Source organism: Halomonas sp. DQ26W (assembly GCF_003339685.1).
Classification (GTDB): Bacteria; Pseudomonadota; Gammaproteobacteria; order Pseudomonadales; family Halomonadaceae; genus Halomonas.
Genome location: NZ_QPKI01000031.1, coordinates 1 through 15571, shown reverse-complemented (window position 1 = coordinate 15571; position 15571 = coordinate 1). Strand labels below are relative to the sequence as shown.

Genomic DNA, 15571 nt, shown 5'->3' with positions numbered 1-15571 from the left:
CATCAGTTTGGCCAAAGTAGGTGGCAACCGGCAAATATTGAGGCGTCAACGATCAAGCGACTTAGTGCGGAAACGAAAACGCCGCCCTGTGGGCGGCTGTTGATAGTCAAGGGAACACTGCACAAATGCCTGCGCGAGCGAATCACTGCTTTAGACGATCAGTAAAGAATGTCCCGCAGCACCTCGTAAATGACATCATTGACCATATCCACCAGTATCACGTCAGGCCCAGCACGGCGCCACTCATAACCTTCGTAACGGGGCAGGTCTTGAGCCAGGCGGCCATCAAACTGCTTGGCAATTCCCGGCGGTAACGGCTTGCCGCGCTCCAGGTTCATGCGAATGCCCGGCGGCAGGCTATCGCGTGAGCGATCGACGTCGATCCACTCACGTCGCTCGCCGAAGAAGCGCCGTATCTCCCGCTCATCGATTCTTGGCCCTTCACGATAGTCATCGCGAAAACCATCGCTGCCGGAGCGGCGCTCGCGCTCCCAGTCGCCGCGGCCTTCACGTCGCGCTTCGCCATCCCGGCGCCATTCGCGGCGCTCGCCATCCTCGGTAACCTGCTGGCGGCGCTCACTTGCCTGACCTCGCCCCTGGCGATGCTCTTGGCGATGCTCCTTACGATGCTCCTGGCCCTGGCCACGCTGACTGTTGCCCTGCCCTTGACCTTGACCCTGGCCCTGTCCTTGCCCACGGGGCTCCACCGGCTGCGCCTGCAACTGGGTAGAAGCCAACGCCAGGCTGAGCGTGGCAGCGGCAAGTATCGTCAATCCATTACGCGTTTTCATACTGTCGACCTCCAGTGGGGCACGTATCGACAGTCTAGGCGGTGAATGCGCAGGGAAGATGGAAGTTGGCTAATACAGGCTTACCAGAACTAGTGCATTCAGCCATCTCTAAGAAAGCCGTTGGCGCTAGAGCTGTCAAAACCCCAGCACGTGTCATTTCCAGGTCCGAGAATAGATCGATTGCCATAGTGGCAATCAACTCGGCCTTGGAGAACGTAACAAGGCCGACGAAGGCTTACCCTGCAAGTGATCGAAGTAGATAGCCGGCCAATTCGGGTCGCTGTTGCCCTGCTAATCCGTCGCACCGATTCGCGACTGCCTAGAAGAGGGCCACTGATATATCCGCATCCGCGGCAATGCCAGCAATAAAAATTGGTGGCAGCCAGGCGGCTGGGTGAAAAGAGCGGATCGAGTGCCATCAAGGCGATATACGGTAGGGGTATCTATGTGGCCGGCTTGCCCTTCGATAAGAATATGAGAGTCATCGCCATTGTCCTCATCGCGGCAAGGCAACAACCTTGCTCTTCCAGGCGCCAGGTTTATCGGGCTCACGGCGGCGTCCTCCCAGCAAAACTCACCACGGCACGCCGCCCAGTCGTCTTGCGGGGCTTGCAACCCGTCGTGGAAGGGAAGGTTAGCGAGAACGGATGTCACGTTGCCGGGAGTCGTTTGAAGTTGCTGCAGGTAGTTGCTGAGCTCAACTGCGGCGGATTCGGCGGCCATCTGCGCCTGAGCGGCAGCACGGTAGTTACCCGCCAGCCTTTCGTTGAGCAGGCTGCCCTGCATGGCCGACACACCCACCATAAGCGAGGAGGTCAGGAGGACCAACACCACTATCAGGGCAGCGCCCTGCTGTTTTGAGCCAGAAAGCCTCATCTCCGACACGACGATATGATTACGCTAAGATACGTAACTGTACGCCATGAGCCGTGAACGTCCATTCGGGAGGCGTGCACAGCTACGGTTACTGCACCAGCCTGGCGCTAAAGGCCATGTACAAAAAAGCGGCCAGCATGATGCCGGCCGCTATGCTTAATCTAGACAATAAAGGGACGTCACCTTATTATCTATCAAAATTACAATTTAATTAAGACTATTGGTTGTTTGTCCAGTTTCGACATTAAGAGCAAGATCAGCTCCGCGTGGAGACTTTGCATTCACAGTTCCCGTCACCACACCGGCCGCAGGAATCCCCGTAATACTTTCACAGGCATCCCCTCCGACAGCCATTACTGCATCATCATCCTGAGTCAACTCTGCAAGATAGACATTTCTTGATGCGACAAGCTGGCCTTGGCAAGCGTTTGCAGAAGCTCTATCCAAGTAATTGTTATACTGCGGTATCGCAATCGCCGCCAGTATGCCGATGATCGCCACCACGATCAGCAGCTCGATCAGTGTGAAGCCGCCCTGGCCCTTCCTGGTTGCCCGTTGGTTCTGCATTTCTTTCATCATGTTCATCGCCCTATTCCCCTGCTCTGTGCCCGGTCGTGGCCTTGGTTGGAAGCCACAGGCTTCCGGTTGCTGTCTCTGTCTTTCTGTCTTTCTTGCTTTATTTCTTGTCTTGCTTTTCTGCAGCGGTGTCGTCCGGTTGCGACAAGCCCTGACCTGCAGCCGGGGCGAACGCCCCTTTCGTTGTGATGCGGACCGTGACTGAAACCACACCTTATGACTTACACTAAATTACACTTTGGCAACGTGCAAGGTCAACATGCGTCTGCCTCACAATCATCACTCATGATAATGTACCAGCGGGTTGATACCAGGGTTGAGTCCACGTTAGATCAGCGCTGTGCTGGCACCAGGCGAAGGACTAGTATATTGGTATTCCATTCACCTATTGCCACCCGCCATGCGGCCCAACGACAGAGGCGCCATGAACAGTAACCGCCCCTTTTCGGAAGCCGGCACTGCCGATGACTCCACCGCCATGATGCAGGCAGCCGAAGGCCTGCATGGCCTGGCCAAGCGCCTGGTGGAATATGGCCTTTTGTCACGCCCCGCGGCGGAACGTGCCGAACAGGAGGCGCGCGAAACCGAGGTCACGCTGCTTCAACATGTGATCGATGCCAACATGGTTACCGCCCGCCAGGGCACCCTGTGCGCCGCTTGGGAATATGGCTTGCCCATCGTCGACCTGGACGCCCTGCGCCTGGCCAGCCTGCCGCCTTCCAGCGAGTACCCCGAAAAGCTGCTGCGCGAGTTGTGCGTGGTGCCGCTGATGCGCCGCTCCCACCGCCTGACAGTGGCGGTGCCCTACCCCTCGACTCTGGCCCAGCTCGATGAGCTGCAGTTTGCCACCGGGCTGGGCATCGAGGCGGTGCTCTGCCCCGTCGACCAGCTGCTGCCGGTGCTGGAGGCCTACCTGGCCCAGAACGAGACCAGCATGATGGACGACCTGGCCGGGGTCGACGATGCGGTCAGCGAGCTGGAATTCGACCAGGGGGTGGACCTCAGCGAAGAGGCAGGCCAGAACGCCGCGCATAGTGGCGCCGACGATGCCCCGATCGTCAAGTTCGTCAACAAGATCCTGCTCGATGCCATCCGCCGCGGCGCTTCGGACATTCATTTCGAGCCCTACGAGACCAGCTACCGGGTGCGCATGCGTATCGACGGCATGCTGCTGGAAGCGGCACGCCCGCCCTTCTCCATGCGCGCGCGCATCGCCGCGCGCCTGAAGGTGATGGCACGGCTGGATATCTCCGAACGCCGCCTGCCTCAGGATGGTGCCATCAAGCTCAAGGTCTCCAAGACCCGTTCCATCGATTTTCGCGTCAACTCGCTGCCCACGGTGTACGGCGAGAAGATCGTGCTGCGTATCCTCGACCCCGCCTCGGCGCAGATCGGCATCGATGCGCTGGGCTTCACGCCGGCGCAGCGAAAGCTCTACGAAACGGTGCTCGACCACCCCCAAGGAATGATCCTGGTCACCGGCCCCACCGGCAGCGGCAAGACGGTAACGCTCTATACCGGCCTGAACATTCTCAACGAGGTGCAGCGCAATATCTGTACCGCGGAGGACCCGGTGGAGATTAAGGTGCCGGGGGTCAACCAGGTCAATGTGCTGCCCAAGATCGGGCTGGACTTCGCCAGTGCCCTGCGCGCTTTCCTGCGCCAGGACCCGGACGTGGTGATGGTCGGCGAGATTCGCGACCTGGAAACCGCCGAGATCGCGGTGAAGGCGTCCCAGACCGGGCACCTGGTGCTCTCCACGGTGCACACCAATTCGGCGGCAGAAACCCTGACCCGCCTGGCCAACATGGGCGTGCCACCCTTCAATATCGCCAGCTCGGTCAGCCTGATCATTGCTCAGCGACTGGCGCGTCGGCTGTGCAAGCAGTGCAAGCAGCCCGTGGAGATTCCCCGCGAGGCGCTGCTGCGCGAGGGTTTCACCGACCTGGAGGTGGGCAGCGCCACTGTCTACGAGCCGGTGGGTTGCATGCACTGCACCCTGGGTTACAAGGGCCGGGTGGGCATCTACGAAGTGGTACCGGTGAGCAGCGCCATGAGCCAGCTGATCATGCGCCAGGGTAACTCCATGGATTTCGACCAGTTGGCCCGCAAGGAAGGCCATCCGGACCTGCGCCGAAGTGGCCTGGTGAAGGTGATGCAGGGCATTACAAGCTTGACTGAGGTCAACCGTGTAACGAAAGATTGAGTGAGTTCACACTAAATCAACTGACAAACGAGTCGATATAGCGGTTGATGACGGGAATCCCTAAAAATACATCATTACTTTTCTCCTACGCAGCAGGAATCCCAATGGCAACCAGAACGGCGAAGGCGCCTCGGAAGCTGAAACTCTACCGCTGGAACTGGTCGGGAAAAGGCCCGGGCGGGCGCCTGGTACGTGGCGAGGTGGTGGCAGCCCAGAAATCCGAGGTGGAGCGGGAGCTGGCCAACCAGAACATCATCGTCAAGAACGTGCGCCGCAAGGGTGGGTTCGGCGGCGGCATGGGTACCATCAAGCCGCGGGACATCATGCTGTTCGCCCGCCAGATGGCGACCATGATTCGCGCCGGGGTGCCGGTGCTGCAGGCTTTCCAGGTGGTCGCTGAAAGCATCCGCAAGCCGGCCATGAGCGCTGTGGTGCAGCAGATGATGAACGAGGTGGCTGCCGGGTCGAGCTTCTCCCAGGCACTGCGCCAGCACCCCAACCATTTCGACAATCTCTTCTGCAACCTGGTGGAGGCCGGCGAGAGCTCCGGTTCTCTGGACCGCATGCTCGAGCGGATCGCCACCTACAAGGAGAAGATCGAGTCGCTAAAAGGGCGCGTCAAGAAGGCGCTGTGGTACCCCATTGCGGTCATCGCTGTGGGTATCGGCGTCACGGCGCTGTTGCTAATCAAGGTGGTGCCCCAGTTCGAGAGCCTGTTTCATGGCTTCGGCGCCGAGCTGCCGGCCATGACCCGCATGACCATCGCCATGTCGGAATTCGCCCAGCAGTACTGGCTGTGGGGCATCGGTATCGTGGTGGCCTTTGTCTACCTGATGCGCCAGGGCATGAAGCGCTCCAAGGCGTTCGCCTATCGCATGCACAAGTTCTCGCTGAAGATCCCGGTAATCGGCGATATCCTCGACAAGTCGTCGGTGGCGCGCTATTCACGCACCCTGGCCACCACCTACGGGGCCGGTGTGCCCATGGTCGAGGCGCTGGACATCGCCGCCGGTGCGGCGGGCAACCTGGTCTACGAACGCGCCACCCGTCAGATCCGCGAGGATGTCGCCACCGGCCAGCAGCTGCATTTCGCCATGCGCCTGACCGAGCAATTCCCGCCCCTGGCGGTGCAGATGGTGGGCATCGGCGAGGAGTCCGGCTCGCTGGACGCCATGCTCAACCGTGTGGCCGACTACTACGAGGAGGAGGTCGACAACAAGGTCGACGCCCTCACCTCGCTGCTGGAGCCCCTGATCATCGTGGTGCTTGGGGTACTGGTCGGTGGCCTGGTTATTTCCATGTATCTGCCGATATTTGAACTCGGCACGGTGTTGTGAGCGAAGCACTGTATTGCCAACGGTTTGCACGCCATGTGCATGTTACGCGTCATGCTCGCGAGCGTATGGCTGAGCGCAACATACCTGAAGCCTTACTACTCGAGTTGCTGGATATCGGAGATACTCGATATAAGGATTCCATGCGGCTCTGGATTGCCATGAGCGTCGCCGATAGGCAAGACAACATGATTTGTGCGGCAGTGGTGCTCGAAGATAGACTCGTCGTAAAGACGATCATGCACCACTTCAGCTGGGAGGAGTAACAGTGAGAACCACTTACGACGAAGCTGATGACATCCTTGTACTGCATCTATCAGAAAAGCCTATCGTAAAGGAAGTGTCACAGGACTGGCATACGCACGTTAGCTATGCCGATGATGGCAGTATAGTGGAAGTGGTAATTCTCGATGCCTCCAAGCAAGGCGCCTGGCCCTTGCTGAAAAGTGAGGCAGCTTGATAAGGAATTATTTTGACTGACCTTCCCCCCGCCCTTCTCTGGCCCTTGGTGGCCTTCCTGGGCCTGTGCCTGGGCAGTTTCCTCAACGTGGTGATCGTGCGCCTGCCGGTAATGCTGATGCTGGGCTGGCGGGCCGAGGCCCGCGAGGCGCTGGAGCTGCCGGACGAGACCCCGCCGCGCTTCGACCTGATGGTACCGCGCTCGATCTGCCCCCGCTGCGAAACGCCCATCGCCTGGCACGACAACCTGCCGGTGATCGGCTGGCTGAAGCGCCGCGGCCGCTGCGCCAACTGTGAAGGGCGCATCAGCCCGCAGTATCCCCTGGTGGAGCTGGCCGGCGGCGCCCTGGCGCTGGCGGTGCTGGCGCTGCACGGCCCCACCTGGCAGGGGCTGTTCATCTTCGGTGCCTGCCTTTCACTGCTGGCACTGGCGGTGATCGACCTGCGCACCCAGCTGCTGCCGGACATCGTCACCCTGCCGCTGCTGTGGGCGGGGCTGCTCTACCAGCTATTGTTCCAGCCGCTGCTGCTCTCCGATGCGGTGATCGGCGCCATGGCCGGGTATCTGTCGCTGTGGAGCTTCTACTGGCTGTTCAAGCTGGTGACCGGCAAGGAGGGCATGGGCTTCGGCGACTTCAAGCTGCTGGCGGCGCTGGGTGCCTGGCTGGGCTGGCAGTATTTGCCGATGATGCTGATCTTGTCCGCCGGCGTCGGTGCCATCGTTGGTGTGCTCGCACAGTTGGCCATTCCCCGCCTGCGCGGCGCGCCGATGCCCTTCGGCCCCTTTCTGGCCATGGCCGGCTGGATCGCGCTATTGGTAGGCGAGCCGCTGATGGCGCTCTATCTCGGCGTGATGCTCTGATTCCATCCCGAATTCACGGAGAGTTCATGTGATCATTGGCGTGACCGGCGGCATCGCTTCGGGCAAGTCCACCGTGGCACGGGCGTTCGCGGCGCTGGGCGCCCCTTGGGTGGATGCCGACGACGTGGCCCGCGAAGTGGTCGAGCCCGGCGAACCGGCCCTTGCCGAGATCGCCGAACGCTATTCCCGAGAGGAGGGCCGGCCGGTGCTGCAGGAAGACGGCAGCCTCAACCGCCGGGCACTGCGCGAGATCGTCTTCGCCGACCCGGCCGAGCGCAAATGGCTGGAGTCGGTGACGCACCCACGTATTCGGCAGCGCATCGTCGCCCACCTGGAACGGCTGCAGGCCGAAGGCGCGCCCTACGTGCTGCTGGTCTCGCCGCTGCTATTCGAGTCAGGCCAGAGCGAGATGGCTGACCGCTGCCTGGTGATCGACGTGCCGGAAAGCCTGCAGATCGCCCGCACCGCCGCCCGTGACGATGTCGATGAGGACCAGGCCCGCGCCATCGTCGCCGCGCAGATGCCCCGCGCCGAGCGCCTGGCCCGGGCCGACGACGTGATCGACAACGGCGGCGATGAAGCCCGGCTGAAGGCCCAGGTGGCAGAGCTGGATCGCCTGTATCGTGAGTTGGCCCGAGGGCGCTAGAATGTCCCTATACCCACCAACGCCTAACGGATTCATGAGCCAACCGAACCAACGTCCCCTGAAAGTCGCCTGTCCCCAATGCAAGACCAAGGTGGAATGGAGCGAACAAAACCCTTACCGCCCTTTCTGCAGCGAGCGGTGCAAGATGCTCGACCTGGGTGCCTGGGCCGACGAATCGCACCGTATCGCCGGTGAGCCAGCGATGGACGAGCACAACATCGAAGAGTGGCTGGCCCGGGCCGAGCGAGGCGACGACCGGTGAGCACGGCGCCGGCGCCCTCCTACCGCCTGCTGGCCGAGCTGGAAGCGGCCTTCGATGCGCTGATCGAGTGCAGCGAGGAACTGCTGGCGGCCTATAGCCGCTCGCCTGCTGAAGCTTGGGCCTTCCAGGCCGATGCCAGTGAGGCATGGCTACGCCGTGCCCTGCTCGACTTCTGGTATCAGGATGGCCAGGACGGCCGCGCCACTCGCAGCCATGTGGGGCTGGTCGCCGCCGACGACATCCTGCTGGAGAAGGTCGCCGCGGTGAATGGCGCCAAGGCCGAATTCGCCAGACAGCTGGCCCATATCCGCGACCACCACCCGCCACTGCTGCTCGAAGCCAAGGCGGTGCTGCCGTTTCGACATCCCGAGCTTCACGATCACCTGCGCGGCAGCGGCCTCGCCCGGCTGCACCTCAAGCAGTGCTGGCGAGCCATTCCCGTGGCCGAAGCCCCGGTGGCACGGGTACGCCTGGCCTGGTATTCCAGCGGCCGCTCGATCAAGCGGCTCAGCGTGGGCGATGTCGAGAACAAGCTGATGACGCTGGACACCGACGCGCCCCACGTGCGCATCCAGTTGCGCAAGCTCGCCGGCCTGCCCGCGGACGAACCCCTCGCCCAGGTGCAGAGCCAGGCACCGCTGATGCGCGCCAACCTGTTCTACACCGAACCGCTGGACGACGGGCGCACCCGGCGCGCCATGAACGTCGCCCTGCCCCTCTTTCTGCCCACCCCCCGCGGCCGCCTGCCCGACCACAACCTGCCCCCCGCCGCACCGCCGGAAACCCGCACCCGCGCCCGGCGCAGCGACGAACGCCTGGAAGAGACCCCCTTCCTCCCCAGCCTGAGAGTCTTCCGCTACCGGAGTGCGTGAAAAAGGGTTACCACCTCCGCCGAGGCGCCTATCGGTGCCAGTCGCGATGCGGAGCAGCGCTCCTACAGCTGCTTTTTCCTGCCATAACAGGCGACTACCACCCTGTAGGAGTATCTTCAGATCACGACTGGAGGCCGCAGGCCTCCCGGCGGGGTTGCCAGTGCCAGTGCCAGCGACCATTGCCAACGCCGTGGCCTCCGCCAAGGCGCCTATCGGCGCCAGTCGCGATGCGGAGCAGCGCTCCAACAGCTGCTTTTTCCTGCCATAACAGGCGACTACCACCCTGTAGGAGTAGCTTCAGCTCACGACTGGAGGCCGAAGGACTCCCGGCGGTGTTGCCGGTGTGGCGACCACTGCCAACCTCAGCCGCCTCCGCCAAGGCGCCTATCGGCGCCAGTCGCGATGGAAACCAGCGCTCCAACAGCGATTCTCTCCACCGACGCTGCCACACCGTTGTTGGAGTAGCTTCAGATCACGACTGGAGGCCGAAGGCCTCCCGGCGGGGTTGCCGGTGTGGCGACCACTGCCAACCTCAGCCGCCTCCGCCAAGGCGCCTATCGGCGCCAGTCGCGATGGAAACCAGCGCTCCAACAGCGATTCTCTCCACCGACGCTGCCACGCCGCTGTCGGAGTAGCTTCAGCTCACGACTGGAGGCCGAAGGACTCCCGGCGGTGTTGCCGGTGTGGCGACCACTGCCAACCTCGGCCGCCTCCGCCGAGGCGCCTATCGGCGCCAGTCGCGATGCGGAGCAGCGCTCCAACAGCGGCTTTCTCCACCAACGTTGCCACGCCGCTGTCGGAGTAGCTTCAGCTCACGACTGGAGGCCGAAGGACTCCCGGCGGTGTTGCCGGTGTGGCGACCACTGCCAACCTCGGCCGCCTCCGCCGAGGCGCCTATCGGCGCCAGTCGCGATGCGGAGCAGCGCTCCAACAGCGGCTTTCTCCACCAACGTTGCCACGCCGCTGTCGGAGTAGCTTCAGCTCACGACTGGAGGCCGCAGGCCTCCCGGCGGTGTTGCCAATGCCGGCGACCACTGCCAGCGTTTCAGCCTCCGCCGAGGCGCCTGACGGCGCCAGTCGCGATGGGGACTCGGAGCGCCGAACCGAGCGCTCCAACAGCTGCTCTCTCCACCGACGGTGCCACGCCGTTGTTGGAGTATCTTTAGATCACGACTGGAGGCCGAAGGACTCCCGGCGGTGTTGCCGGTGTGGCGACAAAACGCCACAAAATGATTACACGCTCTGTTGGTCACGGCCTACAACAAGATCCGCAAATAGCTTACCGACATATTAGCCCAGTCAAATACTCTAAATAGAGCCAGCCCAACATGAGTTTATATAATGACAACGCCCGGTATGCACGCTCTCAGAACAGGCCGTCGCTCTATCCCCGGCCACTATTACCACATCACGCTTGTTACGCGACGTCGCTATCCGTTCTTTGCTGATTTTCGTACCGCGTGCAAAGCCTGCCGTACGTTTTCTATTTCCACCCTTGAAGCGCAATGCGAGACACAGTCCTTTGTCGTCATGCCCGACCATGTCCACTGGCTGCTGCAACTGAAAGGTAATCTCGCGCATGCCGTGAGGCTATACAAATCCCATGTTTCGATGTCAGTCGGGCTGCGGGTATGGGATACCGGCTATTACGACCGCGCCCTGCGATCTGACGAGGATATTCGAACCGTTGCCCGTTATATCGTCGCCAATCCGCTACGGGCTGGGCTGGTGGAGAATATCGGGGAGTATCCCTATTGGAATGCGATATGGCTGGATTGATGATTATTAACTGCTGGGGCAGCTTTAGCTCGCGACCGCGGTGTTGCCGGTGTGGCGACCACTGCCAACCTCGGCCGCCTCCGCCAAGGCGCCTGGCGGCGCCAGTCGCGATGCGGAGCAGCGCTCCTACAGCTGCTTTTTCCTGCCATAACAGGCGACTACCACCCTGTAGGAGAATCTTTAGATCACGACTGGAGGCCGCAGGCCTCCCGGCGGTGTTGCCGGTGTGGCGACCACTGCCAACCTCGGCCGCCTCCGCCGAGGCGCCTGGCGGCGCCAGTCGCGATGCGGAGCAGCGCTCCTACAGCTGCTTTTTCCTGCCATAACAGGCGACTACCACCCTGTAGGAGTATCTTCAGATCACGACTGGAGGCCGAAGGACTCCCGGCGGTGTTGCCGATGCTGGCGGCTACTGCTGACGCCGCGGCCTCCGCCGAGGCGCCTGCCGGCGCCAGTCGCGACGCAGAGCGGCGCTCCAACAAAGTCAGCGACCTAAACGAGATCCCGCATCAGCAGCGCGTATTCGATACGCTCCGGTTCGATGGGTTCGCCGGGGATGGGGATGCGGACGATGTGACCGGAGCCGGGGGCGGCGCCGGTGGATTCGCCGTGCTTGTTCTCGATGTGTTCGAGAGTGAAGCGGCGGTTGCCGCCGGGCAGCATCAGTTCCATGCCGTCGCCGACTTCGAAGCGGTTCTTGACGTCGATTTCCATCACGCCGCAGCCGGGGTCGTAGCCCATCACTTCGCCGACGAACTGTTGATGCACGCCGACGGAGCTGCCTTGCTGGTAGTTCTGGTATTCGTCGTGGACGTGGCGACGGTAGAAGCCTTCGGTGTAGCCACGGTTGGCAAGGTTGTCGAGTTCGTCCATCAGGCACATGTCGAAGGGACGACCGGCTACAGCGTCGTCGATGGCGCGGCGATAGACCTGGGCGGTGCGTGCCACGTAGTAGTGGGACTTGGTGCGCCCTTCGATCTTCAACGAGGTGACACCCATCTGGGTGAGCTGCGGCACGTGCTGGACGGCGCGCAGGTCCTTGGAGTTCATGATGTAGGTGCCGTGCTCGTCCTCGAAGACCGGCATCAGCTCGCCCGGGCGGGTGCGATCTTCGATCAGTGCCGAGAGTTCATCCTGGCCTTCCACGCCACCGGCGGTGGCGGTGCTTTCGGCCACTTCGGCGAACGCGGCGCTGCCACCGCCGGAGGCGATCAGCCCACCTTGATCAGGAGTCCACACCCCACTGCCGGCGTGGGCGCGGGCGGAGTTGGCGGGTACCATGTCGCCCGTCTCGTCGGTTGCAGCAGCCACGGTGTTGTACTTCCAGCGACAGGCGTTGGTGCAGGTGCCCTGGTTGGGGTCGCGGTGGTTGAAGTAGCCGGACAGCAGGCAGCGGCCGGAATAGGCGATGCACAGGGCGCCGTGGACGAAGGTCTCGATCTCCAGGTCGGGGCACTCGGCGCGTATTTCGCCGATCTCGGCCAGCGACAGTTCGCGGGAGAGGATGATGCGACTGATACCCTGCTTCTGCCAGAACCGCGCCGCGGCGTAATTGACCACGTTGGACTGTACCGAGAGGTGGATCACCTGGTCGGGCCAGCGCTCGCGAACCATCATGATCAGCCCGGGGTCAGACATGATCAGCGCATCGGGCCCGGCCTCGATGACCGGTTGCATGTCGCGCAGGTAGGTCTTTAGCTTGCTGTTGTGCGGCGCTATGTTGGAGGCGACGTAGAACTGCTTGCCCCGCTCGTGGGCGTAGGCGATGCCCTTGTGCAGGTTATCGATCTTGAAGTCGTTGTTACGCACGCGCAGCGAGTAGCGCGGCTGGCCGGCGTACACGGCATCGGCGCCATAGGCGAAGGCGTAGCGCATGTTCTTGAACGTCCCCGCGGGGGACAGCAGTTCAGGGGCTTTCATAAGGTCACCGTTTTCAGGACGATGGCACCGGGTGCTAGCTGACGCGCTCTGCTGGAAGGCCACAGCGCTCGTTCGGATAGCCCACTGGGTGCTTGATGAGGGGCGAGAATCTTAGCAACTGGCACCGGTCCTGGCCAGATTTCGTCCCGTTACGTAAACTTGGCCCGCGCCGGACCGGACCCCGGCCAGCGGCTTTCATTTTAAGCCGCCCGATAAATTCTCCGACAACGAGTTTTCAAATGACCCAGTCTGATACTTCTTCCGTGCCCGCTACCGTGGTGATCTACTCCGGTGGCATGGATTCCTTTACCGTGCTGCACCGCGCCCTGCGCGAGGGGCTGGCGGTACACGCCCTCTCCTTCAACTACGGCCAGCGCCACGCCCGCGAACTCGAGGTGGCCGCCAGGGTGTGTCGCGAGCTCGACGTACCGCATCAGGTGGTCGATATTCGCGCCATCCACGGCCTGATCGACAATTCGGCCCTGACCGATGCCGGCCGCGACATGCCCGAAGGCGACTACGCCAGCGACAACCTGACCGCCACGGTGGTGCCCAATCGCAACATGATCCTGCTGTCGCTGGCCATCGCCAAGGCGGTGAATATCGGCGCCGGGCGCGTCGACTACGGCGCCCACGGCGGCGACCATGTGCTCTACCCCGACTGTCGGCCGGAGTTCGTCGAACGCATGAATGCGGTGGCGGGCATCGCCAACTTCGAGCCGGTGCAGATCAATGCGCCCTACCTGGGTTCGACCAAGGCAGAAATTCTTGCCGAGGGTCTGGCCATGGGGCTCGACTACGCCGACACCTGGACCTGCTACCTGGGCCGTGAGCTCGCCTGTGGTCACTGCGGCAGCTGCCGTGAGCGGTTAGAAGCTTTTGCTGCCAATGGTGTCAGCGACCCACTCGGCTATCTACAGCGGCCCGAAGCCGCCGCCAGTTCTACACGGCCCGAAGCCGCCGACACTGTTCAGCGGCCCGAAGCCGCCGCGTTGGCTTCCAGAGGGGCGTCCGATGTATAGCGTCAAGGAGGCGTTCTATACGCTGCAGGGGGAAGGCGGCCAGGCCGGGCGAGCCAGCGTGTTCTGCCGTTTCACCGGCTGCAATCTGTGGTCGGGCCGCGAGCGGGACCGTGCCACCGCCGCCTGCACCTTTTGCGATACCGACTTCCTCGGCACCGACGGCCAGAACGGCGGTCGTTTCGATAAAGCCGAAGCCCTGGCCGCCCATCTGACCGCGCTGTGGCCAGACCACGATGGGGTTGCGACTCCCTATGTGGTATTCACCGGCGGCGAGCCGTTGCTGCAGCTCGACGAGGCGCTGATTGTCGCCATGCACCGGCAGGGCTTCGAGGTGGCGGTGGAAACCAACGGTACTATCATGCCGCCGCCGGGCATCGACTGGCTCTGCGTCAGCCCCAAGGGGGCCTCGGAGCTGGCGGTGACCGGCGGCGACGAGATCAAGCTGGTCTACCCCCAGCAGGACGCAGCCCCGGAGCGCTTTCAGCGGCTCGATTTTCGCCATTTCTTCCTGCAGCCGATGGACAGCGCGCCCCTGGGCAAGCGGGAAAACCATATGAGCGCCACCGTGGCCTACTGCCTGGCCCATCCGCAGTGGCGGCTGTCGCTGCAAACCCACAAAATTGCGGGGTTCGACTGATGACATTGTTCGTCAACCGGCTGAGCCATCTCGATATCTCCCTGTGGTGCCCGCAGCGCGGCCTGATCGGCGCCAGCTGGCACGTGGATGCCGAGCTCGATGGCGAGCTCGGCGAGGATGGCATGCTGTTCGACTTCGGCGAGGTCAAGCCGTGGATCAAGTCGCGCCTGGATGGCGGCGTCGACCATACGCTGCTGATCCCGACGAAGGCGCCCGGGCTGGACATCTTCGAATGCAATGAAGGGCTCTGCGTGCGCGCCACCCACCCCTACGCCATGGAGATTCGCGCCCCGCGGCAGGCCTTTACCCTGCTGCCGTGGCCGGCGATCACCACCGAGCGCCTGGCAGACCTGTTAGCGAAGGAGATGATGAAGCGACCGCCGCCGCGGGTCAGCGACATTCGCCTGCGCCTTCGCGATGAAGTGATCGACGGAGCCGCCTATACCTATAGCCATGGGCTCAAGCGCCATGTCGGCAACTGTCAGCGCATCGCCCACGGGCACCGCTCTCGCCTGCATATCTGGCAGCGCGGTGTGCGCATGCCGGGGCTGGAAGCGGAATGGGCCGAGCGCCTGGGAGATCGCTACCTGGTCGACGCGGCGGACATCGCAACCGGCACCGATTCCGTGGTTCGCGGCATGATGACCAGCCGCTACCAGGCCGAGCAGGGCCGTTTCATGATCCGGCTGCCCACGGAGCGTTGCCTGACGCTACCCAACCCTACCACCGTGGAATATATCGCCGGCTGGCTGGCACGACAAATCACCAAGGAGACCGGACGCGCCACGCGGGTCAAGGCCTTCGAGGGAGTCGACAAGGGGGCGATTGCGGAGGCACAGCCTTGAGCGCCTGCCGCCCCGGCTGCGGTGCCTGCTGTATTGCGCCATCGATCAGCTCGGCGATACCCGGAATGCCCCAGGGTAAGCCTGCCGGGGTGCGCTGCGTACAGCTAGACGACGCCAACCTTTGCCGGCTGTTTGGTGACCCGCGACGCCCCGCTGTTTGTGAACGCTTCGACTACGACCATTCACTGTGCGGCAACGATCGCTATCGAGCGCTGGAGCGGATCTCCGCCCTGGAGCTGGCGACCTGACGTCGGCAGCCTCCGCCAAGGCGCCTGGCGGCGCCAGTCGCGATGGGAACCAGCGCTCCAACAGCTGTATTTTCCTGCCGTGGTGGTGCCTGCCAAGGCGCCTGGCGGCGCCAGGCGCGATGGGAACCAGCGTTCCAACAGCTGTATTTTCCTGCCGTGGTGGTGCCTACCAAGGCGCCTGGCGGCGCCAGTCGCGATGGGAACCAGCGCTCCAACAGCTGTATTTTCCTGCCGTG

General features: G+C 62.7%; 17 protein-coding genes. 13 read left to right on the top strand and 4 right to left on the bottom strand.

Annotation, left to right across the window (positions count from 1 at the left end):
* Positions 1 to 158: 158 nt before the first annotated feature.
* From DU490_RS14610 to DU490_RS17665, 3 genes are all read right to left on the bottom strand, one after another.
* The gene (locus DU490_RS14610; protein WP_114575010.1) at positions 159 to 791 is read right to left on the bottom strand and encodes an anti-virulence regulator CigR family protein; all 633 of its coding nucleotides are present in this window, start codon (positions 789 to 791) and stop codon (positions 159 to 161) included.
* Between the two features lie 291 nt (positions 792 to 1082).
* Positions 1083 to 1667: a PilX N-terminal domain-containing pilus assembly protein gene (locus DU490_RS14605; RefSeq protein WP_114575009.1), complete on the bottom strand. Its 585-nt coding sequence runs from the start codon at positions 1665 to 1667 to the stop codon at positions 1083 to 1085.
* A gap of 207 nt (positions 1668 to 1874) precedes the next feature.
* Positions 1875 to 2252, bottom strand: a complete 378-nt coding sequence (locus DU490_RS17665; protein ID WP_404872852.1) for a prepilin-type N-terminal cleavage/methylation domain-containing protein — start codon at positions 2250 to 2252, stop codon at positions 1875 to 1877.
* A gap of 415 nt (positions 2253 to 2667) precedes the next feature.
* Here DU490_RS17665 and pilB point away from each other — a divergent pair, with 415 nt between their 5' ends.
* From pilB to DU490_RS14555, 9 genes are all read left to right on the top strand, one after another.
* Positions 2668 to 4449: a type IV-A pilus assembly ATPase PilB gene (pilB, locus tag DU490_RS14595; protein ID WP_114575008.1), complete on the top strand. Its 1782-nt coding sequence runs from the start codon at positions 2668 to 2670 to the stop codon at positions 4447 to 4449.
* 104 nt (positions 4450 to 4553) lie between these two features.
* Positions 4554 to 5786 (top strand): type II secretion system F family protein, encoded by a 1233-nt coding sequence (locus DU490_RS14590; protein ID WP_114575007.1) that lies wholly within the window; start codon positions 4554 to 4556, stop codon positions 5784 to 5786.
* Entirely contained in the window at positions 5783 to 6049 is a 267-nt protein-coding gene (locus DU490_RS14585; RefSeq protein WP_309485747.1) for a DUF4258 domain-containing protein, read from the top strand. Before DU490_RS14590 ends, DU490_RS14585 begins: the two co-directional genes overlap by 4 nt.
* A 2-nt stretch (positions 6050 to 6051) precedes the next feature.
* A complete protein-coding gene (locus DU490_RS14580; RefSeq protein WP_083517494.1) occupies positions 6052 to 6243 on the top strand; it encodes a DUF2283 domain-containing protein in 192 nt (63 codons plus the stop codon).
* 12 nt (positions 6244 to 6255) lie between these two features.
* Positions 6256 to 7104 carry a prepilin peptidase gene (locus DU490_RS14575; protein WP_404872851.1) on the top strand — a complete coding sequence of 283 codons (849 nt, stop codon included), beginning with the start codon at positions 6256 to 6258 and terminating at the stop codon, positions 7102 to 7104.
* A gap of 28 nt (positions 7105 to 7132) precedes the next feature.
* Positions 7133 to 7750, top strand: coding sequence for a dephospho-CoA kinase (gene coaE, locus DU490_RS14570; protein WP_114575005.1), 618 nt, complete (start codon positions 7133 to 7135; stop codon positions 7748 to 7750).
* Positions 7751 to 7784: 34 nt separating this feature from the next.
* Positions 7785 to 8012 (top strand): DNA gyrase inhibitor YacG, encoded by a 228-nt coding sequence (gene yacG, locus DU490_RS14565; RefSeq protein ID WP_114575004.1) that lies wholly within the window; start codon positions 7785 to 7787, stop codon positions 8010 to 8012.
* Positions 8009 to 8884, top strand: coding sequence for a DNA replication terminus site-binding protein (locus tag DU490_RS14560; protein WP_114575003.1), 876 nt, complete (start codon positions 8009 to 8011; stop codon positions 8882 to 8884). The genes yacG and DU490_RS14560 overlap by 4 nt, the downstream gene beginning before the upstream one ends.
* A gap of 1341 nt (positions 8885 to 10225) precedes the next feature.
* The gene (locus tag DU490_RS14555) at positions 10226 to 10663 is read left to right on the top strand and encodes an REP-associated tyrosine transposase (RefSeq protein WP_114575002.1); all 438 of its coding nucleotides are present in this window, start codon (positions 10226 to 10228) and stop codon (positions 10661 to 10663) included.
* 492 nt (positions 10664 to 11155) lie between these two features.
* Here the strand turns inward: DU490_RS14555 and yegQ are convergent, their stop codons facing one another.
* A complete protein-coding gene (gene yegQ, locus DU490_RS14550; protein ID WP_114575001.1) occupies positions 11156 to 12583 on the bottom strand; it encodes a tRNA 5-hydroxyuridine modification protein YegQ in 1428 nt (475 codons plus the stop codon).
* 239 nt (positions 12584 to 12822) lie between these two features.
* Between yegQ and queC the strand changes: the two genes are divergently transcribed.
* Genes queC through DU490_RS14530 form a run of 4 tightly spaced genes read left to right on the top strand, consistent with a single transcriptional unit; the run spans position 12823 to position 15335 of the window.
* On the top strand, positions 12823 to 13605 hold the full coding sequence (gene queC / locus DU490_RS14545; protein WP_114575000.1) for a 7-cyano-7-deazaguanine synthase QueC: 783 nt from the start codon (positions 12823 to 12825) through the stop codon (positions 13603 to 13605).
* A complete protein-coding gene (gene queE, locus DU490_RS14540; RefSeq protein ID WP_114574999.1) occupies positions 13598 to 14242 on the top strand; it encodes a 7-carboxy-7-deazaguanine synthase in 645 nt (214 codons plus the stop codon). The genes queC and queE overlap by 8 nt, the downstream gene beginning before the upstream one ends.
* A complete protein-coding gene (locus DU490_RS14535) occupies positions 14242 to 15087 on the top strand; it encodes a 6-carboxytetrahydropterin synthase (RefSeq protein WP_114574998.1) in 846 nt (281 codons plus the stop codon). Before queE ends, DU490_RS14535 begins: the two co-directional genes overlap by 1 nt.
* Positions 15084 to 15335, top strand: coding sequence for a YkgJ family cysteine cluster protein (locus DU490_RS14530; RefSeq protein ID WP_114574997.1), 252 nt, complete (start codon positions 15084 to 15086; stop codon positions 15333 to 15335). Before DU490_RS14535 ends, DU490_RS14530 begins: the two co-directional genes overlap by 4 nt.
* Positions 15336 to 15571 lie beyond the last annotated feature (236 nt).

What these genes read in the sequence shown, in the direction of transcription:
- DU490_RS14590 (WP_114575007.1), top strand. Translation starts at nt 4,554, where the DNA reads ATGGCAACCAGAACGGCGAAGGCGCCTCGGAAGCTGAAACTCTACCGC.
- yegQ (WP_114575001.1), bottom strand. Translation starts at nt 12,583, where the DNA reads ATGAAAGCCCCTGAACTGCTGTCCCCCGCGGGGACGTTCAAGAACATG.
- DU490_RS14535 (WP_114574998.1), top strand. Translation starts at nt 14,242, where the DNA reads ATGACATTGTTCGTCAACCGGCTGAGCCATCTCGATATCTCCCTGTGG.
- yacG (WP_114575004.1), top strand. Translation starts at nt 7,785, where the DNA reads ATGAGCCAACCGAACCAACGTCCCCTGAAAGTCGCCTGTCCCCAATGC.
- DU490_RS14610 (WP_114575010.1), bottom strand. Translation starts at nt 791, where the DNA reads ATGAAAACGCGTAATGGATTGACGATACTTGCCGCTGCCACGCTCAGC.
- pilB (WP_114575008.1), top strand. Translation starts at nt 2,668, where the DNA reads ATGAACAGTAACCGCCCCTTTTCGGAAGCCGGCACTGCCGATGACTCC.
- queC (WP_114575000.1), top strand. Translation starts at nt 12,823, where the DNA reads ATGACCCAGTCTGATACTTCTTCCGTGCCCGCTACCGTGGTGATCTAC.
- DU490_RS17665 (WP_404872852.1), bottom strand. Translation starts at nt 2,252, where the DNA reads ATGAACATGATGAAAGAAATGCAGAACCAACGGGCAACCAGGAAGGGC.
- DU490_RS14605 (WP_114575009.1), bottom strand. Translation starts at nt 1,667, where the DNA reads ATGAGGCTTTCTGGCTCAAAACAGCAGGGCGCTGCCCTGATAGTGGTG.
- queE (WP_114574999.1), top strand. Translation starts at nt 13,598, where the DNA reads ATGTATAGCGTCAAGGAGGCGTTCTATACGCTGCAGGGGGAAGGCGGC.
- DU490_RS14555 (WP_114575002.1), top strand. Translation starts at nt 10,226, where the DNA reads ATGACAACGCCCGGTATGCACGCTCTCAGAACAGGCCGTCGCTCTATC.